Raw genomic sequence first — 22,649 nt, 5'->3', positions numbered from 1 at the left:
CTCAGCCGGACTTAAACGTGCCGCTGCGCTTGAGCAGCTCGGTCAGAACGGTATTGCTGCCGAGGCCGGCGCCGATCCCGAACAGCAGCGCCGTCACGAGATCGCTCGGGCGGCCCCAGGCATAGGAGTCGATCCAGAGCACCTGGACACCCGCCAGCACCGTGAGCGCGATAGACAGCCCAAAGACGACCCAGGCCAACTGCCGGGAGATGCGCTCGTACTCCAAAGGCTCGGCGACCAACGGTGGGCGAATGAACACGTCGAACGGCAGCGAGAATACGCGTGCATCGACCAATGGCGGCGGACCATCCGGCGTGTTCAGTACTACGGCGTCAGGGCCAACCGCCGGCGCGCCGGCCGCCAGGGCTGCCAGGCTCGCGGCCGTTTGCAGCCGGCGGCAATAAGCGTCGAACCATTGTTCAAACGCCTCAGCCGTGAGTGACGGCTCGGGCTCAACGAGCGAGCCCAGCAGCACGCCCCATTGTGCCTCGAGCTCCGGCGAGGCTGCTGCCTGCTTGCGACTTTCGACAGCCTGCCTGAGGCGGGCTGACCGCCATCGTGCATCCCGCCCGAGGAGCTGATGGAGAGCCTCGTCAGCGGCCGGTGTGGCCGCTCGCCACCCCCGGAATGCCTCCGTCATGTCGTCGGCATGCGCCTGCCATTCGGCGGACGTTACGCCCCAGGGCGCCGGTTGCGAGAGCCGGACAGCCGCGAGCGCGGCGGCGAGGGCTAGATAAGCACCCTTTGCTCCGCGGACCGAGGCGCTTGCCGCGGTTGCGTTGCGTTCCTCCAAGGCCTTGTTCAGCGCTGCGAGGTGCGCCTCGAGAACACTCAGCTCGTCGGCGACCCCAGCTCTCTCGCCCTTGGCGCCGAGCCAGGTCTCGAACGCCCTGAAGCTGTTGCGGAAGCGGACCGCGTCCAGGCGGATGGGCGCCAGGGCCTGGCAGGCGCGCAGAGCTTTGCCGTAACTTTCGAGCGTGGCCGAGCGCGTGGCGTCGATGGCTGCAAAGGGGCGCTCGAACAGCTGCTTGGCCTCGTCATACTTGGCGGCGAGAAAGCTTTTGTCGTCTTCGTCGAGCTCATCGAAGTCGCGATGCAACCGTCCCCAGATTTCCAGCAGGTCGACCTGTTGCCGGAGCCCGGCGACGCGCGCGGGCTGCGTCTCGGTTTGAGCCCCGCTGTCGCGCAACTCGCCCAGCAGGGCGTTGCCGTGACCAACGACCTGCTCGGCGCTCGCCCTGGCATCGCCTCGCGCTTCGAGCATCAGAGCCTGTGCGCGCTTGGTGGCGTGGGCCGCCTCCTTGAGATGCCGCAATCGCTCCTCGCCGCCACCGCGCCACCATTGCAACATGCCACCTTCGCATTCGATGGCAGCTTTACCGATCGCCGCTCCCAGGGAGTAGCTCGCCGCGCCGATCTTCTCGAGCACGTCGACGACCACGGCTTCCGGCCGCGGCAAGGCCCGCGTCGAGCCGTTTCGAAGCCAGCCGCGCATGATGATCGGGCTGTCACCGAGATCGGCGCGCGTATACGTGCTGGTGTCGAGTGTGATCTCCGCAGCACCGTTCGGCTTGCGCTGTATGGCGATCGGGATGGCGATGGTCGACCTCTGTTGCTCGCCGTGATCGATCCAAAGTTCGGCACGATAGTCGCCAGCCTGGTCGAGCTTCGCGAAGAGGGCGATTTCGACCGGCTGACGGCTATCGAGCGTGGTCTGGCTGCCGGCGGGCGCGATCAAGATCGGCTTCAGCTCTGCCCTGGCGCCGGCAGTCGAAACCAGGTCGGACGCCTTGACCTCGACGTTCTTCAGCTCGGTGCTGGTCGCGCGAATGAAGATCGCGCCGCGAAATTCGGTTTCGTCGGTTGAGAGGCTGACCTCGGCGTTCCGATTATTGGCCGTCACGATCGTGATGGCCGGCTCGGCCCAGGCGGCCGTAATCGAGATCAGGGCGATCGCCGGGGCCAGCAGACGGCGCATCAGCGCCGCCAGATGGCGCCTGCTCCCAACCCTGTGCTCACCATGGCGCCACGCCGGACCGATCTGGTTCACGTCTTGTCGGCTTGTGCTCTTCATCGCACGGCTCTCCGGAAAACAGGGGCATGCGCCGGCGAATGGGCGCTTCAGAACACGTCCAGTCCAAGCGCCGTCGCGCTTTGCGGCGAGAGGATGCCGTCCGCCTTGCCGAACATGGTCTGTTGGCGCTGCACGAGCGCCATGCGCGTGATCGGCCCGAGCATCGGATCCGTGTCGCGGTCGAGTCCGAGGGCGTCCTGGAGCTTGCCGACGGCTTCGCCGCGCGAACCATAGCGGAGACGCCGCAGCGCCACCTCGATGTCGCCTTGTGGCGCCGCGCGCTCGCGCAGGCTGGCCGCGAGCGCTGCGTCTGTTCCGGTCAGCAGGACGCCGGAGTACTGTTTGCCGTCATTGTTTCCGGCAGCAAGGCCGATCGCGTCGCGGAACTCCTTCCACAATCCGCTATGGACGCCCGCTCGCCAGAAGCCTGGAAGCGTGAGGCAGCCGGCGGAAGAAAAGCCGCTCGACATTTGTCCAGGGTGGATATTGTCCCCAGGCGCCGTCGTCTGCCAATGATCCATCGTGTCATAGATGAGATCGCTGAGTGAACGCAGGACGAGCACTGTCGATGCGCCAGCCGCGCTGGTCGAGAGACGCAGGACTTCCGGGATCTCGCCTGGCTGTCCGCGCTTGTGTGTGCCAACGGTAAAGGTGTAGCAGCCGGTTGGAAGAATATTGCCGATCCATTTGGCAGGTTGATTGGCCAGCGAGAAGCATTTGAAGACGTAGTGCGCGTTCGGCACTGTCGAGGCCTTGAAGGCTGAGAGCCGCTGGCGTGCGCGATCGTAGACCCCGATCACGCAACGGAAACTGCGATGGTCCGGCCTCTGGTCGGTCAGCAGGAGTGCCTCGTGGTCGAGTGCTTTGTCGCTATTGGCGAGGCGCGCGCCGCGCAGCATGAAGATGATCCGCGCCTCGGCCGGATCGCCGAGCACACGGAAGCCGTTCATTGTGATCAACTGCTCGAGATCGCCGGGACGAAGTGTGAATGTTTGCCCGATCGGCGCGCCGTCAAGATGAGCGTAATCCGGCTGGCGGCTGTCGTCGGGGTTCCATTTGACCGAATCCGGCGAGACGCCGGGCACGGCCAGCGCCTCGATCTCCAGAAGGCCCTCCTCATCGGGCTCCGCGATCTCGTCGCTGGCGGGAGCTGTTTCACTCTCCGGCAGTTCGCGCAGGCGAGAGAGCGGAGCGGCCTCCGGCGCCTCCATCTGCGACGCCAGCATGGCCATGATGCCGACCGTCCCGCTCTCGGCCAGACCGGCCTCGAACAGCTCGGCCTCGCCTTCACGTCGCTTGGCTAGGCTTGAGTTCTCGCCCCAAATGCGCTTCATGCTGCGCAGCTGAGCCGGAATCTGCCTAATTTCGGTGTCGCCTCCCGTCCGCATGAGGCGCGCGATCTCCCGCATTTCTGCATAGCGCTCGCCAGCAGCAGCAAAGGAGGCGCCGCGATTGAAGACGAGGCTGAGCAACGCGCCCCGGCAGTGCGGGTGCAGCCGGTCGAGACTGTCGAGGGCACCATAGAGATCGCGCAGGAGCTTTGGCATCTTGGAGGTGTCGAACTGCTCGATCGCGACATCCCAATTGATCTTGATGTCGGCAACTTGCGGGATGAATCCCTTGACCCAGGCGACCTTCGCGTCCCGATTTGGCTGGACCGTCTTGAAGCCCACCGCTGGCGAAAGCCGGCTGATGGCGGCCGCTTTGAGACGCGAACTCCAATCGGCGGCGAATTGCGAGGCAGTATGGTAGCCAAGATCGTAGCCGCACCCGATGGTGACGCCTGAAGCGTAGCCCGGCCAAATCGGGGCCTCCTTGATGACCTGCTTGTAATATGCCGGCCCACCGGTTTCCCAGCGTACGATGAATTCGTAGGCGACAGGCGAGATCAGATCGCGCCAATCGGAAGAAAGCGGCGTGGTCTCCAGAATGGACGGCGCTGCCTGGGACTGAGGCTGGAAATCGGCCGGCTCGCTTTCCTGACGAGCCTGGTCAACATCCATGTCGGTAACGGTCGACAAAAGGCGCGACGAGAGCGCGCTCCCATATTCAGAAAGCAACATGTTGTCCCTCATCCGTTTGAAGCGCTGAGCCTCAGCAGATCGATACGATATCGCGAAGCAAAACTGATGTATTTTCAGGTGATGGATCTTTTTTCATGATATTCGTCGTGTGGTAGACATCGTTCATTACCGGAAGCGGCTATTCTGTGCGTCGAATTCAAGCATCGCCTGGGTCTGCAATCTGACTATATGGCAGATTGCTTGGCGCGCGAGGTTCGACATCGCTTTCTCCCACCCTGTCGGCCAGCGCGATCAGCCAACCGATCACCCAGCGCTCGTCTGGTGTAAGCACGGCTCTTCCCGCGACACGGGCTGCAGTTGCTCGGAACTCCTGCCAGCGCAGGTGGAAATCTGCGACATCGCGCACATCGGCTGCGCGGGTCGGAGCTCTCGCCATGTCGCCACCTTGCGTCTCGTTTCGCTCATGACGCAATGTAACTGTGGGTGGATTCGATGACGCGTGAAGAAAGTGTGAAGTCGCTTTCTGTCGAAAGCCGTTTGATGTTACGTCTTCGCTGGGGATCATGGGCGACGTTTGACTATGTCCAGCAAGGTCATAGAAATCAGTCTGTTTGGCGCGTGCACCGTCCGAGGGCTGGGCGCTAATCGATTCGAGATTACGGGCACCAAGCACCGCGCCCTGTTCGCTTTGCTGGTAACCGCGCCTTTCGGCCGGCGGACGCGCAGTTTTCTGCAGGAAACGCTCTGGGGTGTCGCTTGCTACGATACCGGGCGGCAAAGTCTGCGCAGGGCGCTCGCCGACATCAAGCAGGTGATGGGAGACAGTTACGGCAAGGTTCTGTCGAGCACGAATTCAGACGTAACGCTTGACCTCAGCGCAGTGTCCTTCCTGGGGGCACCCGGAATCGGCGAATTCCTCGAAGGGCTGGACATTCGCGAGATCGGCTTCGCACAATGGCTGGCCGGCATTCGCCAGAATGCAGCGCAGCTCGAAGGCCTCTTCGGTCATCGCCGCCTCAGCATCCTGCCTGCTCCGCTCCCAGTCGTAGCAGTCTTGCCGTTCCGAGCGATCAGCTCTGACCCGAATGACACAATCCTTGGCGATTGGCTGGCCGAGGAGGTCTGTCGCTCTCTCAGCCGTTCGACGCTGTTGGCGGTCATCTCGCATCTATCGAGCCGCCAGTTCGTCAAGACCGGCTTCGACCTCGCGGGTGTCGCTTCCGTGCTGCAGGCGCATTTCTGCCTGTCCGGGAGCCTGCGCCGGGTCGACGAGAAGCTGGTGCTGGACCTCGATTTCATCGATGTCAGCTCGAGCCGCATCCTGTTCACGCGTCAGATCGCCTACGCGGCCCGGGATTTCCTCGGCCTGTCGGCGGCCGGAATCGGCACCGTCGTCAAGGCCGTGGGGGCCGCCATCGCCGACGAGGCCATCGGCCACAGCGTCGGACATGTCCCGTCCGAAATCGCCGATCATCGCCTGCTCGTCGCCGGCGTCGGCCTGATGCATCGTACGACGCTGCGCGATTTCGCCCGCGCGCGGGAGCTGATCGAGGAGGCGCTCCGGCGTGCTCCGCGAACGCCAGAGATCCATGCCTGGCTCAGCAAATGGTACATACACGGGGTCTTCAACGGCTGGAGCAGCGATACGCCGCGCGAAAAGCAGCTCGCCCTCGATCATTCGGCCCGAGCGCTCGATCTCAGCCCCGACAACGCTTTCTGCCTGACGATCGACGGCTTTGCGCACAGCAATCTGTTCCGCCGCCTCGACATCGCGGAACAGCGTTATGATCTCGCGCTCTCGGTCAATCCGAACGAGGCCCTGTGCTGGCTCTTGAAGAGTGCCTTGCACACTTTTCGTAGCGAGGGCGAGCAGGCCGTACGGGCCTCGGAGACGGCCCGGGCGCTCTCGCCGATCGACCCGTTCGGCTACTACTACGACGCCCATACCGCCGGCGCCTATCTCTCGGTCGGCGACTACGATCGCGCTTTGGAACTGGCCGAGCGTTCGCTTCGCAAGAACAATCGCCATCTCTCGACGCTTCGAATTCTCTTGTTCGCCGCGTACTACGCCCAAAAATCCGAGACATTCCGTACGGCCGCGCAAGATCTCATGCGCCGACAGCCGAGCTTCACCGTATCCGAATACATGAGAACTCATCCATCCGCCGATTCCGAAATGGGACGAAAGATGGAGAGGGCTCTGATTGCTGCGCAAATACCACTAGGGGGCTGACATGGCGATCCTCGGCAATATGGGCAACATGGCTGCCGCCGGCAACATGGGAAATATGGGCAATATGGGGAACATAGGCGGCATCGCGGGAGCGGGGGCTGCGGACCCTGCTCTGGCAATCGGCCTGATGGTCAGTGCCCAGATCCTGTTCGGGCACGCGGCAGATGCGGACGATCCGCTCGATCTTGTCAAGGTGGAGCCCGCGCATCACCTCGCGCCCGGGGCGGAGCGCAATCTGGGGCGCTGGTTCCCCTGGGTCCGCGCCTCGCTCTACCTGACCGATTTCCTGCGCGATCTGGACTGGGACGCAACCTATGGTTCGGCGGCGTCCCCGGGCGAGGTCGCGTTGTCCTATCGCAAGCGCGAGGGCGATGCCGCCGGGGCGAAAACGTTCTACGTCGTAAAGCGCCCCGCCATGGCGGTGTTCGCCGCGCAGCTCGAGCAGCTGCGCAACTATATGGATCAGCGCGCCGAACGCGCGACCGAGATTCTGAACCAGGTCGCCCTGCCGCCAGACTATCTCGGCTCGATCATCGGTCTGACTGCGCGCAACCGGAGGACGCTGGAGCTGATGAACACCGCTCTCGTCATCGCCGGCAATGTCGGAATGATCGCGAAGCACCATCTCGCCTGCCGCCGCCCGGGCGATATCGGAGCGCGCGTCCTGCCGATGCTGCCAACGCCGGATCATGGCTCCTTCCCGAGCGGGCATGCCACCGAGGCCTTCGCCGTGGCCACCGTCCTGTCGGGGCTGGTCAGGTCCGACGCCGGCCGCAAGCATTTCCCGGCCGGCGACAAGCTCGTCGCCTTGCTGCACAAGCAGGCGGAGCGCATCGCCGTCAATCGCACTGTCGCTGGTGTCCACTACCCCATCGACAGCTGGGCCGGCGCCGCACTGGGCGTAGCGGTCGGCCAGATCATCCTCGCGAAATGCGGCGAGCCATCGGCCGGGCCGGTTCGCTATGATTACGACGCCAAGGCCAAAAGCGATTTCCTGCTGGCCCATTTCCTCGACGATTCCAAAGCACTCGCCGAGGGGCTGACCGTGAACAGGGCCGCTTTCCCCGTCGATGTCAGCCCCGTTTTTCGATGGCTCTGGAGCGAGGTCAAGGCGGAGTTTGTTCCAACCTGATCCTGTGGAGCTGCGGACGCGGCCCGACAATCGAGGTTCATCTGGAGGCCACTATGGCGCCGAACGACACGCTCGCCCGGCTGGACGGGCCCTACGAGGCATGGGTCTTCGGCGACGAGGGGCAGTCCTATGCCGCGCCGCATGGAAAGCTGGCCGGAGCCTCGTTTGTCAGTGCACTCGCCGAGCTGCCGGTGGCTCACCAGCTTTTCAAGGAAGCGAGGCCGCTGGCGATCCCCGAGATGGGTGTCGCCCATCGCCCAACCATCTGGCGAAATGCGGCTGCGTCCGAAGTGACAGACGGGACCGCCTTCCTGCCAATCATCTTCGAACCGGTCGCCAGAATCGAACGATCGCTCGCGCTCCCCGATCTGCGCATGCTCATGCTCGCCGTCGCCAACCATCCCAGCCCGCCTCTCGTCGAGGTCGCGCCTAGGCCGCATCATGGCTTCCGGCTCAACACGCCCCTGCCGCCGGAAACCTTCGACCGGTCCTTCGCGGAGGCGGAGACGCGACCCGAGCCGAAATTGCAGCCGAACGCCCGCCTCAAGAAGGAGCTCCCGCGCGACGGCGCCGAGGGCGCGCCGCTGGTGATCATGGCCGTCATAGATGATGGTCTCGCCTATGCCCACCCGGCGCTGCGCGACACCAGGAACGACCCGCGCATGGAGTTTTGCTGGCTGCAATCGGCCGAAAGCGCCAGTCGGGAGGAAGACCGTACCGTCCTCTTCGGCCGCGAGCATACGCGCGAGACGCTCGCGGATCTTCTGAAGCATCACGGGGACGATGAGGACGCCTTCTATCGTGAGGCCGGTTCGATCCGACACAACGGCATGGCGCAACCGGTCATCGGCCTGAGCGCACATGGCGCTCACGTGCTTAGCTTGGCCGCCGGGTCCTGGGGCGAGGAGGCCACGCCCGCCGAATTGGACCGCATCCGTCTGCTCGGCGTCGAGCTACCGTCGCCGGTCGTGATGGACACCGTCGGCTTCGGCAAAGACGCCTATATCCTCAGCGCTTTCCACTACATCTTCGACCGGGCTGACAAGGTCGCTACAGCCTACGACGTCAAGGCGCTGCCACTGGTGATCAACTTCAGTTTCGGCTTCACTGGCGGCCCGCACGATGGCAATGACCGACTCGCGGACGCGATTAGCGCTCTCATTAAAGAGCGCAGCAAGCTAGCGCCGACTGAGCTGGTAATGCCTGCCGGCAACCAGTTTCTCAGCTCGCTGCATGCAAGGATACCTGCTCGCGCGCAGAAGGAGACGGGCGACCGCTTCATTGTTCCCTGGCGCATCCAGCCCAACGACCAGACCGCCAACTATCTTGAAATCTGGTATCCGCCCGAGGTGGAAGGCTCCCCCAGCGCAATGCCCGAGCCGCCGCGCATTAGCGGCCCGGGAAACCTGCGCTGGTGCTCCGAAATGGTCGAGGCGATGGCGACCCAGGCGCCGCCGCAGACCCTCTGGCCGCTTACAGTCGATGGGCGAACCTATGGCCAGGTGAGCATCGACAAGTTTCGCGAGGCGCGCTGGCGCGTCACCGTCATTCTGGCGCCTACGGAGACTACTGGGACGACACCGAGCGGTGCACCTGCCGGACTATGGCGCATCGATATCGACGCGACCCCTGCGCGCACGCTTGGCAAGATCATCTCGTGTCGCATTCAGCACGACCGCAATCTAGCCCACCCGCTGCATCACGGCCGGCAAAGCTATTTCGACCATCCGGAAGACCCGGTGTTCGCGGATGATGACAGCTGGAAACAGGACGACAGCGGCGCGAAATTCACCCATCGCTTCGGCAGCCTGAATGGCCTCGCCACCCGCGACGAGGTGATCGTGGTGGCGGGCGTCGTGGCACATTCGGCCCGTGGGCCGGATTTGCCGGCACCTTACAGCGCCGCCGGTGAGCCGGACTCACCGTCGAGCAAGCAGGTGACTTGCGCCGCCATCTCCGATCACTCACCGGTTCTGCCCGGCGTCAGGGCCGCAGGAACCCGCAGCGGATCGGTATCGCGGCTCTCGGGAACGAGTGCGGCGGCGCCGCAGGTCGCACGTGCCCGCGCACTGTGCCTGCTGCGCGGGAGCCGCAACAACACACTCAAGAGCGGCGATACTCCGCCGCAACAGGGCATCACAGCCAAACTCGACCTGAAGCCCCGGCCTGCGCAGTCCGGTCAGCTGCGGCAATCGGGTAACGATCCGCTGCTTGCACGGATCGGTGCGGGCGTGTTGGACGCCGGAGCACCCGGCTAATCACGGGCCCGTCTGGATGCCAGCGAAAATTGGGAAGGCCAAGTTTAGCGCCGGGAGTGCCCGCTTTCGGGCAGATGCGCGAGGTCCGCTCCTGGCGCATCGCTGACGTGGTTACTCACTACAGGAACAAAGCAACTGTCGGTGGTTTCACGTCCCCGCAACCAAACCTCCCAAGACCACCAAAAACCCCGGCGCGCACAATGCGGCCGGGGTTCTTGCGTTCGAAGACGCTCAAGTCAGAACACGCGCCAGGTCGCCGCAGAGCTCAAGCGCCCCACGCCGCCATTGCCCCCAAAGTGATGATCGCCGTATCTCTAAAGACTGTTTGCCAGCGCCGCAAAGAAGGCGTCGTCATTGATCTCCAGCCTGCGGCGATAGCCTGGCTTCGAGCGCGCGCTCAGGACCACGACCACGAGGCGCGTGCTGGGGTTGATGTGGATGAACTGCCCGTAGATGCCTTCGGCCTGGAACGTACCCTTCAGTGCCGGGTCATCGAGCACGGGAACCCACCACATATAGCCGTATGGGATGAGCGTCTCGCCGATCCGGTAGGGCGAGCCTGCCTCCTCGCGCCAGCCTTGCGGCAGCAGCTCCTGCGCGCCGACCCGTCCGTTGTCGAGGACGAACTGGCCGAAGCGGGCATAGTCGCGCAGCGTCGCATGCAGGCCGCTGCCGGCTATGCCCATGCCGTCCGGGCTCTCGCACCACCAGGAGGCGTCGGCCTCCATGCCGATCTGCGACCAGAGCTTCGTCGAGAGGTAATCGGCGAGGTTGCTGCCGGTCGCGCGCTCCAACACCAGGCCGGCGAGATAGGAATCACCGGTGTTGTATTTCCACGAGCCGCCCGGCGGCGTCTCGGCGGGCAGGCTCTCCATATGCCTGACGATGCCGCCCGGCTCCCAGTTCATCTGGGTGTCCATCAGCAGGCGCCGGTCGGAGGCCGGGTCGGTATAATCCTCGTTCCAGCGCACGCCAGTCGCCATGCGCAAGAGCTGGCGTACCGAGACGCCGGCATAGAGCCCGCCGAGTGGTACGTAGCGCGTGACGGGGTCGTCGAGGTTCTCGATCGCGCCTTCGTGCAGCGCGATGCCGTAAAGCGTCGCGGTGACGGATTTCGCCAGCGAGCAGGACTTCCATTGCGTCTGCGGCCCGATGCCGAGCGAATAGCTCTCCTCGACGACGGCGCCGTCCTGCAGCACCATCAGCCCGGTGACGCGGTTCACCGACAGATAGTCGTAGAGATCGAAGGTCCGATCGTGATCGCGGATCTCGAGTGGCGGCAGTTCGCGGCCGGCATTGGGAAGCGGCGAGACCGTCGCGCCCCGTCGCACACGCCGAGCGGGAAACCAGCCGGCCTCCTGCGACATCGCCGCGACCATCTCGTCGGGCCGCAGCGTGCCGTCATAATAGCGGCGGATGTGCTCGCGGGCGCCGGCGTCCATGCCCGTTCCCTGGGTCATCATCGATCCTCTCGAAACCCGTTCCGCTCTGCCATCGTCGTCATCAGAGCGGGGCATGCGGTGCCGAATAGGTGCCGCGGGCGAAACGGTCCAGCCTGAGCGGCGCGAGGGTCGCGGCCGGGCTCTCGCCTCTGGCCAGCCGGGCGACATGCCGGCCGACCGCGGGAGCGAGCCCGAAACCGTGACCGGAGAAGCCGGTGGCGACGATGAGCCCACCGACTTCGGCCGGGGCATCGAGCACCGGCAGCGCATCCGGTAGGACGTCGATGCGGCCGGCCCAAGATTTGACGATCTCGATGCCGGCGGCGCCGGCGAACAGGTCACGCAGGGCAGCGCCGGTCCGCGCCGCCAGCCTGCGGTTCGCCGGGATGCAGGGGCGCCGTGCGACAGCACGCTCGTGACCCGGCACAGAGAAGCGCTGATGCAGATCATCGACGAAAGGACGCCCCAGTCGCAGCGAGAAGCTGCCGCCATGGCGCAGCAGCCCCGGCAGGAAGAAGCGGGCGGCCCGGAAGGAATCGAGCGACAGGTCGATATCGGAGGTCGAATCGGCCGCAATGATGCAAGAGCCGTCGGCCCGTTGGCGCAGGCCGATACCGAAACCGCAGAAGCAGGCCTCGCTCAGTGGCGGCAGCGGCGCAGTCAGGGAGACGGTGCTGCGCACGCTCTGCTGCGGCAGCGACAGCCCGAGCGGGGCAAGAAGCCGGTGGCTCTGGGCGCCGGCAGCGCAGACCACGGCGCCACAGTGGATCAGGCCGTGCTCGGTCTGAACACCGCTGACAGCCCCGCCTGACGTTTCGATGGCGAGCGCACCGCAATCCTCGACGATGCGGACGTTGCGCCTTGCCGCGGCCCGGGCGAAGGCCAGGGTCGCCAGCACCGGCTCGGCCTGTCCGTCGGTTGCGGTGTAGAGCGCGCCTTCCGTCCTGCCGTGCAGCGACGGCAGCAAAGCGGTGACCTCGCTGGCGGAGAGCAGCCGGGCATCGCGAGCGGTATCGCGTGTTTTCTCATGCCAGCCGGCGAAGGCGGCCATTTCCTTTTGTGTCGCGGCGACGAAGACGCAGCCGGTCCGGCGCCAGCCAACGGTGGTTTCGAGCTCGCGCTCCAGGTTCGGCCACAACGCGAGCGCTTCGATGGCGAGCGGCAATTCCAGCGGATCGCGGTACTGCGTCCTGACGAAGCCCCAGTTCCGGCCGGATTGCTGCGAGGAGACCTTGTCGGCTTCGAGCAGTACTGTCCGCAGCCCGGCGCCGGCAAGATGAAAAGCGGCGGCGGCACCGATGATGCCGGCGCCGATGACGACGACATCGGCCTGCCCAGGAAGGGAATCGGCAGCCGCGATGACGTCGTCAGGAACGTGCGAGCGCAGGCTAAGCATCGACATCGACGAGGGCGTCCATGTCCATCTCGACCAGGATGTCGGGATCGAAGAGGCCCGCCTCGACTGTGGTGCAGGCCGGTCTCGCCTCCCGGAAGGCCTCGGCGAAGACTGCCATCACCGGCTCGTAGTCGGCGGCGCGAGCGATGAACATCCGCACGCGGACGACGTCGGGGAGCCCTGCTCCGGCCTGGGCAAAGGCGGCCGCAGCGTTGCGAAAGAGTTGGCGGGTCTGTTCCGCCGCGCCTTCGGCCAGTGTGCTCGTGGCATAATCGTAGCCGGTCGTGCCCGACAGCATGACATGCGTGCCGACGACGACTGCACGGCTGTAGCTGTACTGCGCCTCGAAGGCGCTGCCGGATGAGATGTTGCGCCGGCGCGGCGCTTGCAAACCGGTCCCGCTCATGGGTGTTGCTCCGCTGATCTGTTCGGGCCAAGGCAAGCCCCGAGGCGGCGGCGATGTCGATTTCAATAATTGGGGGCGGGGCTCAGGGAATTCGGCCCGTCCGCGTGCTGCCCAGCGACCCAGCTTTTGAGGTGCCGGCCCCCAATTATTGAAATCGACTGCGGGGCGGCGCGGTGCTGTCGTTGATCCTGCCGGTGGGTGGCTGCCGGTGGCCGATGACCGGAAAGCTGGTGTGGGGACGATGCGGGTCGATGTGATCATTGTGGGCGGCGGGATCGCGGGGGCATCCGCGGCCTATTTCCTGTCCCGGCACGGCTCGGTCGCACTGATCGAGCGCGAGGAGCAGGCCGGCTACCACAGCTCCGGTCGCTCCGCCGCGCAGTTCACGGTGGGCATCACCGCGCCGACGATGCGGCGGATGGCGCAGGCCAGCCGCGTCTTCCTCGAAGCACCGCCGGCCGGCTTCTGCATCCAACCGATCATGACGCCGCGCGGCTGCCTGACGGTCGCGGCCGCTAGCCAGGAGGCGGCGCTGGACCGGCTGGAAGAGCGCATCCTCTCGGTCGGCGCCAGGACGGAACGACTGGATGGACGCGCGTCCCTCGATCTTTTCCCGGCACTACGTCCTGAGAAGGTCCATGGCGGCGTCTACGAGCCCGACGCCATGGACATCGATGTCGACGTGCTGTTGCAGGGTTACCTGCGTGGCGCCAGGGCGAACGGCGCGACCATCGTTCTGAAGGCGGGCGTCGACACTATTCGTCGCGATGCTACCGGCTGGACGGTGGCCTGGCCCGGTGGTGACTTGCAGGCGCCGCTGCTGGTCAATGCCGCCGGCGCCTGGGCCGACGAGATCGCCGGCATGGCCGGCGTCGCCCCGCTCGGCATCGTGCCCAAGCGCCGTACCGCTTTCACCTTCGCGCACCAGCCCGACCATGACAGCCGCGGCTGGCCACATGTCAGCAATGTCGATTACCGCTGGTATGTGAAGCCCGAGTCCGGTTGCCTGATGGGCAGCCTCGCCGATGCGACGCCAACCACGCCGGGCGATGCCTATGCCGACGATCTCGATGTCGCGCAGGCGATCGAAAATATCGAACAGGACACCAGCTTCCGGATCGGTCGGCCGCTGAGCCAATGGGCCGGCCTGCGCAGCTTCGTCGCCGATGCGGAACCGGTCGCCGGCGCGCGGCCGGACGAGCCCGGCTTCTTCTGGCTGGTCGGGCAGGGCGGCTGCGGCATCCTGACTTCGCCGGCGATGGGAGAGGTGACGGCGGCCCTGCTCGCCGGGCGTGCGTTGCCGGCCGCCATGACCGAGCTCGGTGTCACGGCCGCAGACCTGTCACCGACCCGAAGCAGCCTGGAACGGTCCGGCTGAACCATCAGCCGAGAAGACATGGCCGAGGCTGAACACAGCCCGGACGCAATGAGGGGAGATCGACATGACCGAACCTGACAGCCGCAGGACATATCGGAGCCGGCGCGAGGCGCTGGCACTCGGCCTTGGCGCCGCTGCGCTGGCGGTGGGAGGTGCGCAGGCGCAGCCGCGTCCGCCGCAACAGCCGAAGGGGCAGGTGGTCGCGGGTCTTTCGCAGGAGCCGACGGTCTTCAATCCGCTGATGCCGGGCAGCGAGGTCGACCAGGGCGTCTGGTGGCAGCTCTTCAGCCCGCTCTGGTTCGTCGATCCCGATGGCAAGCTGGTCCCCGACCTTGCCGCCGAAGTGCCGAGCATCGGCAATGGCGGCCTCTCGGCCGACGGACTGAGCTGGAAGATCAAGCTGCGGCGCGACGCGAAATGGCATGATGGCACGCCGTTCACCGCCGAGGATGTCAAGTACACGCTCGATCTGATCAACACGCCCGGCTTTCGCGTGCGCAACCGCGTCGGGCACAGCCTCGTGCGCGACATCAAGGTTGTGGCGCCCGACGAGATCCACTGGCGCATGGGGAGCGCCTACTCGCCCTATCTCTCGATCCTGGCGCTGACCTTCATCGTCCCCAGGCACATTCTGGAAAAGGCGTCCGATCCCAATACCGCGCCGTTCAACGGGGCGCCAGTCGGCACTGGCCCATTCCGCTGGGGCGAGCGTGCCGCGGGCGATCATCTGCTGCTGCGGGCCAACACCACCTATCATGGCGATGGCCCTTATCTGGAGCGCGTCGTCTTCAAGTACATTCCGGACCTGACGGTCCTCTACACCCAGTTCCGCACCGGGCAGGTCGACTATCTCGGCATCGGCGGCATCGCGGCGCATTTCGTCAAAGAGGCGCAGGGTCTGAGAGGACGGCGCATCTCGCGCTCGCCGACGCCGTTCATCGAGCATATCGCACTCAATCTCGAATTCGGCCCCTTCGCCGACAAGGCGGTGCGCGAGGCGCTTTATCTCGCCATGAACAAGGCGGCGCGGATCGACGCGCTCTATTACGGCCTGCCGGTGCCGACCGAATCCTTCCTGCCGCGCGAATCCTGGGCCTATGACGACGGCCTGCCGGCGCATCGCCACGATCCGGCCAAGGCGAATGCCATCCTCGACGCGGCCGGCTGGGCGCGCGGCGCCGACGGCATCCGCCAGAAGAACGGCATGCGCCTCGAATTCTCCAATTCGACCACGGTCGGCAATCCCGGCCGCGAGCAGTCGCAGCAATTGCTGATGCAGGACTGGCGGACGATCGGCGTGGCGCTGCGCATCAACAACATGCCGGGCGCGGTGATCTGGGGCGATTTCTGGCAGAAGTCGAAGTTCGAGTCGGTGATGGTCGGCTCGAACTTCATGATCGGCAACGATCCCGACGTGACGCCGCGCTTCGCCTCGACGGCGATCCCGGCCAAGGCCGGCACCGGCCTCAACACCTCCCAATACCAGAACCCGGAAATGGACCGGCTGCTCGCCGAAGGCGCCAGCCAGTTCGACCCGCAGGAGCGCAAGATAATCTACGGCCGGATCCAGCGCATCATCCGCGACGACCTCGTCCTGCTGCCGATCTACCAGACGGTATTGGCCGAAGGCATCAAGGATGGCCTCCAAGGCTTTCAACCCAACATCAACTGCTCGTCGAGCTGCTGGAACATGCGACGCTGGTACTGGGCGGCGTGACCGGCTGAGATGGGTCCGTTCCTCGCAAGGCGACTCTGGCAGTCGCTGCTCCTCCTCACGATCGTCTCGGCGATCGGCTTTGCCATCCTGCACCTGGCGCCGGGCGGGCCGATGTCGCAATTCGCCCAGTCGGCCCAGATGACGCAGGAAGACCTCGACCGGATCAGCCGCGAGCTCGGCCTCGATCGGCCGCTGCCGGTGCAGTATCTCGACTGGCACCGGCGCATGCTGACCGGCGACTGGGGCCGCTCCTATCGCGACAATACCCCGGTCTGGAGCGTCATCGCCTCGCATCTGCGCGCGACCTTCGAGCTGATGGCGGCTTCGACCCTGATCGCCATGCTGCTCGGCTGCGCCATCGGCATCCTCGGCGCGATCCGGCGCTATTCGCTGTTCGACACGGTGGCGACGGTCGGCGCCATGATCGCGCTGTCGATCCCGACCTTCTGGTTCGGACTGATCGCGATCTATCTCTTCTCGGTCGAGCTCGGCTGGCTGCCGGCCGGCAACCGCCAGACGATCGGCGACGGTTCCCTCGCCGACGTGCTGCACCACATGATCGCGCCGGTCCTGGTCCTGGCCCTGGTCGAGACGGCGGTCTGGGCGCGCTTCACGCGCTCGGCAGTGCTCGACGTGATCGGCCAGGACTATATCCGCACCGCCCGCGCCAAGGGTGTGTCGGAGCAGGCGGTGCTGAGCCGTCATGCCCTGCGTAATGCCTTGCTGCCGCTGATCACGCTCGCCGGCCTGCAGTTCCCGACCCTGCTCGGCGGGGCGCTCGTCACCGAGACGGTGTTCACGTGGCCGGGCATGGGCCGGCTCTTCCTCGATTCGATCGAGTATCGCGACTATCCGGTGGTGATGGGCATCCTGATGCTGTCGGCGCTGATGGTGCTGATCGGCTCGCTGATCGCCGACATGCTCTACGCGGTCGCCGATCCACGCATCCGGTTGGGCTGATCATGAGTGCGGACGTCTTCCAGCTACCGATCGAATCCGAGGGGCTCGCCCGGAAAAACGCCTGGAGCCGCTTCCGGCGGCACCGGCTCGCCATGGCCGGCGCTGCGATCATCCTCATCCTTGCACTCGTCTGCCTCCTCGGCCGGTTCCTGCTGCCGTTCGACGAGACCCGTATCGACGTGATGAACCGCTTTGCGCCGCCTTTGACAGGAGCGCATGTCCTCGGCACGGACGAGCTCGGCCGCGACATGCTGGCCCGGTTGATGATGGGCGGGCGCATCTCGCTCGGCATCGGCTTCGCCGCCATGGCGATCGCGATCGCCATCGGCACTGGCGTCGGCATGATCGCCGGCTATCATGGTGGCGCCATCGGCTCGCTGCTGATGCGCCTGGTCGACGCGATCCTGTGCTTTCCGACGATCTTCCTGCTGCTGGCGCTGGCGGCTCTGGTCAAGCCGGGCCTGATCTCGATGGTCCTGCTCATCGCCGCGACCTCCTGGATGAACGTCGCGCGCATCGTCGAGGCCCAGATCAAGGTCCTGCGCGACCAGGACTACGCCGTGGCGGCGCGCTCCTTCGGCGCTTCGCATCTGCGGGTGATGGTGCGCGAGCTCCTGCCCAACGCCATGGCGCCGATCGTCGTCGCGGCGACGCTCAACGTCGCCCGCGCCATCCTGCTCGAATCCTATGTCAGCTTCCTCGGCTACGGCATCCAGCCGCCGACTGCGAGCTGGGGAAACATGCTCAACAATGCCCAGATCTACCTGACGAGCGCGCCATGGCTTGCGATCCTGCCGGGAGCTGCCATTACACTGGCGGTGACGAGCTTCAACTTCACGGGAGACGGGCTGAGGGATGCGCTCGACCCGCGCATGGACATCCGATGAGACGGGCGGCCGCGACAGCACCGCGCCCGAGCCTGCGGCCATGACCCGCCGGCTGCCCTCCCTCAATGCCCTGCGCTGCTTCGAGATCGTCGCCGCCCAACTCAGCATCAAGAAGGCCGCGGCCGCGCTCAATGTCAGCGAGAGCGCCGTCAGCCGGCAGGTCAAGATCCTCGAGGACCAGCTTGGCACGCCGCTGTTCCAGCGCACCCATAACGGGCTCGAGATCACCGATGCCGGCCAGCGCCTCGCACTCAGCGTCAAGGAGGCGTTCGACCATATCGCCGAGGCGATCACGCCGTTCCGCGCCGAGCAAGAGACGGTCACGATCAAGTGCCTGCCGACCTTCGCGCTGCGCTGGCTGTTGCCGCGCCTGAAGGCCTTCCAGGAGCGGCACCCGCTGGTGAAGGTCAGCGTTCAGACCCGGCTGAACGACATGACGCTCAACGATGCCGATGCCGATCTCGGCATCCGCTACGGCATGGGCAATTGGCCGCTCGACTGCGTCACCGAGCTCTATCCGGAATGGATCCTGCCGGTCTGCGCGCCTTCCTATGGCGGTGGCCGCTTCTCTGGCGCGGACCTGCCCGAGGCGACGCTGCTCCACCCGCTGCCCGACCGGCGCGACTGGCGGACCTGGTCCGAGAAATCGGGGATGCATATCGAGACCCGCCATGGGCTCGATTTCGACGCGCTCGACATGGCGCTCAGCGCGGCTGAGGCCGGGCTGGGTGTCGCCATGACCGATGTCGTCCTTGCCCATGAGGCGATCCAGGACGGCCGGCTCGTCGTGCCGTTGCGCAGGGCCGTGCCGACCGGCATTTCCTACTACCTCGTCCGGCCGCCCGGCATGCGCCGGCGCCGCGAGGTCAGGCTGGTCGACGAATGGATCTGCGACGAGATCTCGGCCGCACGCGAGCTGGTCAGGCGCTACTCAGCTTGAAGGCGAGCTGCCTCTAATTTTCAGAAGCCCCCCACGAATAAACGCGGTCGACGGTCAACGCCGCATCGCGGTACCGCATCGTTCGGACATGAGATGACGTCGCGCGAGCATTCGTGCGGCGCTGTCGGTGTGTTCACAAAAATGCATCGATTGAAGTAATTATAAAGTATTCGTTGCAAAATTAGCACGTAGGTATGCGATCTATTGATCGTTTTGCATTACAACGTCTGCGTGCTTTTCTTTTTAGCCCGTGACGAACAGGGTCCCCGCCAGCTGGAATCAACTCCGGCGGCGGTTCCGGGGTCTCGTTATGTCGAAAATTCGTCTCGCAATGTTGCTGCCTCGGTCTGTTCCCTGCGGTACTGCCGGGCGTGCAAGGCTCCCCTTGTCCTTGCTGGCGGGCACGGCCCTTGCCGTCGTCGCGGCTTCGGCAGCGAGTGCCCAGGAGCGCAATGACGGTCAGGTCCGGCTCGACGAGATCGTGGTCGACGGCCCGGCCCGCGCCTCCGGCGTGCCCGCTCCGTTTGCCGGCGGGCAGGTCGCCCAAGGCAGCCGGCTCGGCCTGCTCGGCAATGCGGAGACGCTGAAATCCCCGCTCAGCACGACGAGCTATACCGGTGAGCTCGCCCGCAATCTCCAGGCCTCGACGGTCGCCGATGCGCTGATCCTTGATCCCTCGGTGCGCAGCTCGCATCCGTCGGGCGGCATCGTCGATTCCTTCAATATCCGCGGCTTCCCGATCGGCGAGGGCAATAGCGGCGAGATCGCCTTCGACGGCGTCTATGGCGTCGCGCCGAACTATCGCGTCTTCACCGATTATGCCGAGCGCATCGAGGTGCTGAAGGGCCCGGCGGCGGCGCTGACCGGCATCGCGCCCAATGGCGGCGTTGGCGGCGTGATCAACGTCGTGCCCAAGCGCGCCGAGGCCGATCTCACCCGCGTCGGGGCCGAGTTCTCGTCGCGAGCCTATGGCGGCGCGACCTTCGACGTCGCTCGCCGCTTCGGCACGGGCCGCGAGTTCGGCGTGCGCGTCAATGGTTCGCTGCGCGGTGGCGATACGGCGGTGAACCGGCAATCCGAGACGACGGGCATCGGCTCGCTGGCGCTTGATTATCAGGGTGCGCGCTTCCGCAGCTGGCTCTATGCCCTGGCGCAGCGGGACGAGCTCGACGCGCCCAACCGCCCGTTCCTGATGACGCGAGGCCTGCGCGTCCCTTCAGCCCCGAGCGGGCGCGAGAACGTCATCCAGCCCTGGGAATGGTCGCGCATCGATGATCGCTCGGTGCTGTGGAAGAACGAGTTCGACCTCACCGACAACATCACCGTCTTCGGCAATGCCGGCGGCTCGCAGACCCGGGTCGAGCGCTTCTTCGGCCTGCCGACGATCCTGAACGCCCGTGGCGACACCAGCCACACCCCGCAATATTTCGATCTCGGCATCGGCCGCCAGAGCTATGAAGCCGGCATCCGTGCCCGCTTCGAGACCGGCTTCATCAAGCATTCGCTGACGCTGCAGGCCTCCTACTATCGCGAGACGCTGGAGCGGGCCCTGACGAACGGCACGGCCGTCCTCTCGAACATCTATGCACCGAGCTGGAGCGCCACGCAGTTTGCGAGCCGCGCCCCGCGCACGCGCCTCTCCGACAGCGACCTGACCAGCTTCGCGCTGGCCGACACGATGTCGGCCTTCGACGACCGCGTCATGCTGACGCTCGGTATCCGGCGCCAGTCGGTCGCGATCAACAATTATGCGGCGGGGACCGGCATCCTGACCTCGGCCTATGACGAAAATGCCACCACGCCAATGGTGGGCCTCGTGCTGCGGCCGCTGGACTACCTCTCGGTCTACGCGAATTACGTGGAGGGCTTGAGCCGCGGCGACGTCGCTCCGACCACGGCGAGCAATGCCGGCGAGACCTTCGCACCCTACCGCACCAAGCAGTACGAGGCGGGCGTCAAGCTGCAACATGGCAGCTTCGGTGCCTCGCTCGCCGGCTTCCAGATCAGCAAGCCCAGCGGCGAACTGAATAGCGGCCTGTTCTCCGTGACCGGCGAGCAGCGCGTGCGCGGGCTCGAGCTCAGCGTCTATGGCGAGGTCACGCCGCAGCTGCGCTTGCTGGGCGGCGCCTCGCTCCTCGACGGAAAGCTGACTAAGACCGCGGTCGCCGCCAATCTTGGCAACCGGCCGATCGGCGTCGCGCCGGTGCAGCTCAATCTGGGTGCCGAATGGGACGTGCCCTGGCTCAGAGGCCTGACGCTCACGGGGACGCTTGTCTACACCGGCAAGCAGTATGTCGACGCGGCCAATACCCAGTCGCTGCCGGACTGGACGCGGTTCGACCTCGGCGCGCGCTACGCCACCGAGATCGCCGGGCGCAAGACCGTGTTCCGCGCCACGGTCCAGAACGTCGCCGACACCAAGTACTGGTCGAGCGTCGCCTCGTTCGGCACCTTCTATGTCGGTGCGCCGCGCACCTTCCGGCTGTCGATGTCGATGGATCTCTAGCGTGAGCGGGCAGCGGCCCCGCTGTGCGAGCACCCTGCGCTGGTTTGCGCTTGCGCTGCTCACCTGGCTCGCGCTCATGCCAGCACGCGCGATGGCGGAGACCGTCACGGTGACCGACGTGGCGGGACGACAGGTCTCCGTCACGGTTCCCGTCCGTCGCGTCATTCTCGGCGAGGGCCGGCAGATCCATGTCACCGCGGCGCTCGACCGCGAGAATGCGTTCGGGCGGATCGTCGGCTGGGGCGAGGATTTCGAGAAATCCGATCCCGACACATATGCCGCCTATGTCGCGCGCTTTCCGCAGGCGGCGGCGCTGCCGCGCTTCGGCTCCCCCAGTCGCGGCTCCTTCGACATCGAGAAGGCGATCTCGCTGTGGCCCGATCTCGTCGTGCTCGGAGCCGAGATGCAGCGCCCGGCCGAGGAGATCCGTTTGGTCGAGCGGCTGGCAGAGCTGGGCATCCCGGTCGTCTATGTCGACTTCCGGCAAGCGCCCTCGCGGAACACCAAGCCGTCCCTGCGCCTGCTAGGGCAGCTCTTCGGCAAAAGCGAGATCGCCGAGGCGCTGATCGCCTTCCGGGCTGCGGAGGTCGCTCGCGTGACAGAGCGGCTCGCCGCGGCCGGCCCGCTGGCCAGGCCGCTGGTCATGCTCGACCGGATTCCCGGCTATTCCGACGAATGCTGCTTGAGCTTTGGCAACGAGAATTTCGGCGCCATAGTCGCCGCTGCCGGCGGCATCAATCTCGGCAGCGAGCTGCTCGCTGGCACGTTCGGGACGATCAATCCCGAGACGATCATTGTGCGCGATCCCGATGTGGTGATCGTCACCGGCGGCAACTGGGAAGCGCTGGCGCCGAATGGCGCCTGGGTCGGTCTCGGCCCCGGCGCCGATCTTCGCAAGGCGCAGGAGAAGCTTGCCGCGCTGGCGGCGCGGCCGGCCTTCCGAGCGACGAAGGCGGTCAGGGCCGGCCGCGTCCACGCGATCTGGCACCAGTTCTACACCAGCCCGTACCAGTTCGTGGCGCTCCAGCGGATCGCCCGCTGGCTGCATCCCGAACTGTTCGCTGATCTTGATCCCGATGACACACTGCGCCGGCTGCACGAGCAGTTCCTGCCGATTACCTATCGGTCAGGCTATTGGATCGATCTTCAGCGCTAACGTAGGGGCATTTTGCGCCACTACCAGACATTGGCCCATCGCCAGCAACCGGACATTCCCTGCCGGGTGGATCAAAGTTGGCTCTCGACCCATAGGCGAAGTTCGGAGCGTGTCAAAAATCCTCCTTAGCAACGGAATGT

At 65.6% G+C, this 22,649-nt stretch carries 15 protein-coding genes; 10 read left to right on the top strand and 5 right to left on the bottom strand.

Annotated elements, in window-relative coordinates; translation table 11 throughout:
• Position 1 precedes the first annotated feature (1 nt).
• Together BLM15_RS18410 and BLM15_RS18405 are read right to left on the bottom strand one after the other, a co-directional pair.
• Positions 2-2,074, bottom strand: coding sequence for a hypothetical protein (locus BLM15_RS18410; protein ID WP_126114112.1), 2,073 nt, complete (start codon positions 2,072-2,074; stop codon positions 2-4).
• Positions 2,075-2,121: 47 nt separating this feature from the next.
• Positions 2,122-4,137, bottom strand: a complete 2,016-nt coding sequence (locus BLM15_RS18405; protein ID WP_126114111.1) for a lysozyme family protein — start codon at positions 4,135-4,137, stop codon at positions 2,122-2,124.
• A gap of 541 nt (positions 4,138-4,678) precedes the next feature.
• Between BLM15_RS18405 and BLM15_RS18400 the strand changes: the two genes are divergently transcribed.
• From BLM15_RS18400 to BLM15_RS18390, 3 genes are read left to right on the top strand one after another with little or no spacing between them, the layout of a single operon-like run.
• A complete protein-coding gene (locus BLM15_RS18400) occupies positions 4,679-6,331 on the top strand; it encodes a hypothetical protein (RefSeq protein WP_126114110.1) in 1,653 nt (550 codons plus the stop codon).
• Position 6,332: 1 nt separating this feature from the next.
• Positions 6,333-7,463: a phosphatase PAP2 family protein gene (locus tag BLM15_RS18395; protein WP_126114109.1), complete on the top strand. Its 1,131-nt coding sequence runs from the start codon at positions 6,333-6,335 to the stop codon at positions 7,461-7,463.
• Positions 7,464-7,516: 53 nt separating this feature from the next.
• A complete protein-coding gene (locus BLM15_RS18390; RefSeq protein WP_126114108.1) occupies positions 7,517-9,721 on the top strand; it encodes a S8/S53 family peptidase in 2,205 nt (734 codons plus the stop codon).
• Between the two features lie 314 nt (positions 9,722-10,035).
• Here BLM15_RS18390 and BLM15_RS18385 read toward each other — a convergent pair whose 3' ends face one another.
• The 3 genes from BLM15_RS18385 to BLM15_RS18375 are packed head-to-tail and all read right to left on the bottom strand — an operon-like array spanning position 10,036 to position 12,965.
• Positions 10,036-11,184, bottom strand: coding sequence for a serine hydrolase domain-containing protein (locus BLM15_RS18385; protein WP_206438539.1), 1,149 nt, complete (start codon positions 11,182-11,184; stop codon positions 10,036-10,038).
• A 40-nt stretch (positions 11,185-11,224) separates the two neighbouring features.
• Positions 11,225-12,565: an NAD(P)/FAD-dependent oxidoreductase gene (locus BLM15_RS18380; protein ID WP_126114106.1), complete on the bottom strand. Its 1,341-nt coding sequence runs from the start codon at positions 12,563-12,565 to the stop codon at positions 11,225-11,227.
• Positions 12,552-12,965, bottom strand: a complete 414-nt coding sequence (locus tag BLM15_RS18375) for a Rid family hydrolase (RefSeq protein WP_126114105.1) — start codon at positions 12,963-12,965, stop codon at positions 12,552-12,554. The genes BLM15_RS18380 and BLM15_RS18375 overlap by 14 nt, the downstream gene beginning before the upstream one ends.
• A gap of 241 nt (positions 12,966-13,206) precedes the next feature.
• Here BLM15_RS18375 and BLM15_RS18370 point away from each other — a divergent pair, with 241 nt between their 5' ends.
• From BLM15_RS18370 to BLM15_RS18340, 7 genes are all read left to right on the top strand, one after another.
• A complete protein-coding gene (locus tag BLM15_RS18370; RefSeq protein WP_126116252.1) occupies positions 13,207-14,343 on the top strand; it encodes an NAD(P)/FAD-dependent oxidoreductase in 1,137 nt (378 codons plus the stop codon).
• A 64-nt stretch (positions 14,344-14,407) separates the two neighbouring features.
• Entirely contained in the window at positions 14,408-16,060 is a 1,653-nt protein-coding gene (locus BLM15_RS18365; RefSeq protein ID WP_126114104.1) for a peptide ABC transporter substrate-binding protein, read from the top strand.
• A gap of 9 nt (positions 16,061-16,069) precedes the next feature.
• Positions 16,070-17,020, top strand: coding sequence for an ABC transporter permease (locus BLM15_RS18360; RefSeq protein WP_126114103.1), 951 nt, complete (start codon positions 16,070-16,072; stop codon positions 17,018-17,020).
• Positions 17,021-17,022: 2 nt separating this feature from the next.
• The gene (locus BLM15_RS18355; RefSeq protein ID WP_126114102.1) at positions 17,023-17,907 is read left to right on the top strand and encodes an ABC transporter permease; all 885 of its coding nucleotides are present in this window, start codon (positions 17,023-17,025) and stop codon (positions 17,905-17,907) included.
• A gap of 40 nt (positions 17,908-17,947) precedes the next feature.
• Positions 17,948-18,847, top strand: coding sequence for a LysR substrate-binding domain-containing protein (locus tag BLM15_RS18350; RefSeq protein WP_164547564.1), 900 nt, complete (start codon positions 17,948-17,950; stop codon positions 18,845-18,847).
• Between the two features lie 385 nt (positions 18,848-19,232).
• Positions 19,233-21,353, top strand: a complete 2,121-nt coding sequence (locus BLM15_RS18345; protein WP_236846347.1) for a TonB-dependent receptor — start codon at positions 19,233-19,235, stop codon at positions 21,351-21,353.
• A 76-nt stretch (positions 21,354-21,429) separates the two neighbouring features.
• Complete coding sequence (locus tag BLM15_RS18340) at positions 21,430-22,509, top strand: ABC transporter substrate-binding protein (RefSeq protein WP_126114100.1); 1,080 nt, start codon at positions 21,430-21,432, stop codon at positions 22,507-22,509.
• The last annotated feature ends 140 nt before the right edge of the window (positions 22,510-22,649 follow it).

It is taken from the genome of Bosea sp. Tri-49 (genome assembly GCF_003952665.1).
Classification (GTDB): Bacteria; Pseudomonadota; Alphaproteobacteria; order Rhizobiales; family Beijerinckiaceae; genus Allobosea.
Note: the sequence above shows the minus strand (reverse complement) of the source record. Positions and strands in the feature narration are given on the sequence as shown.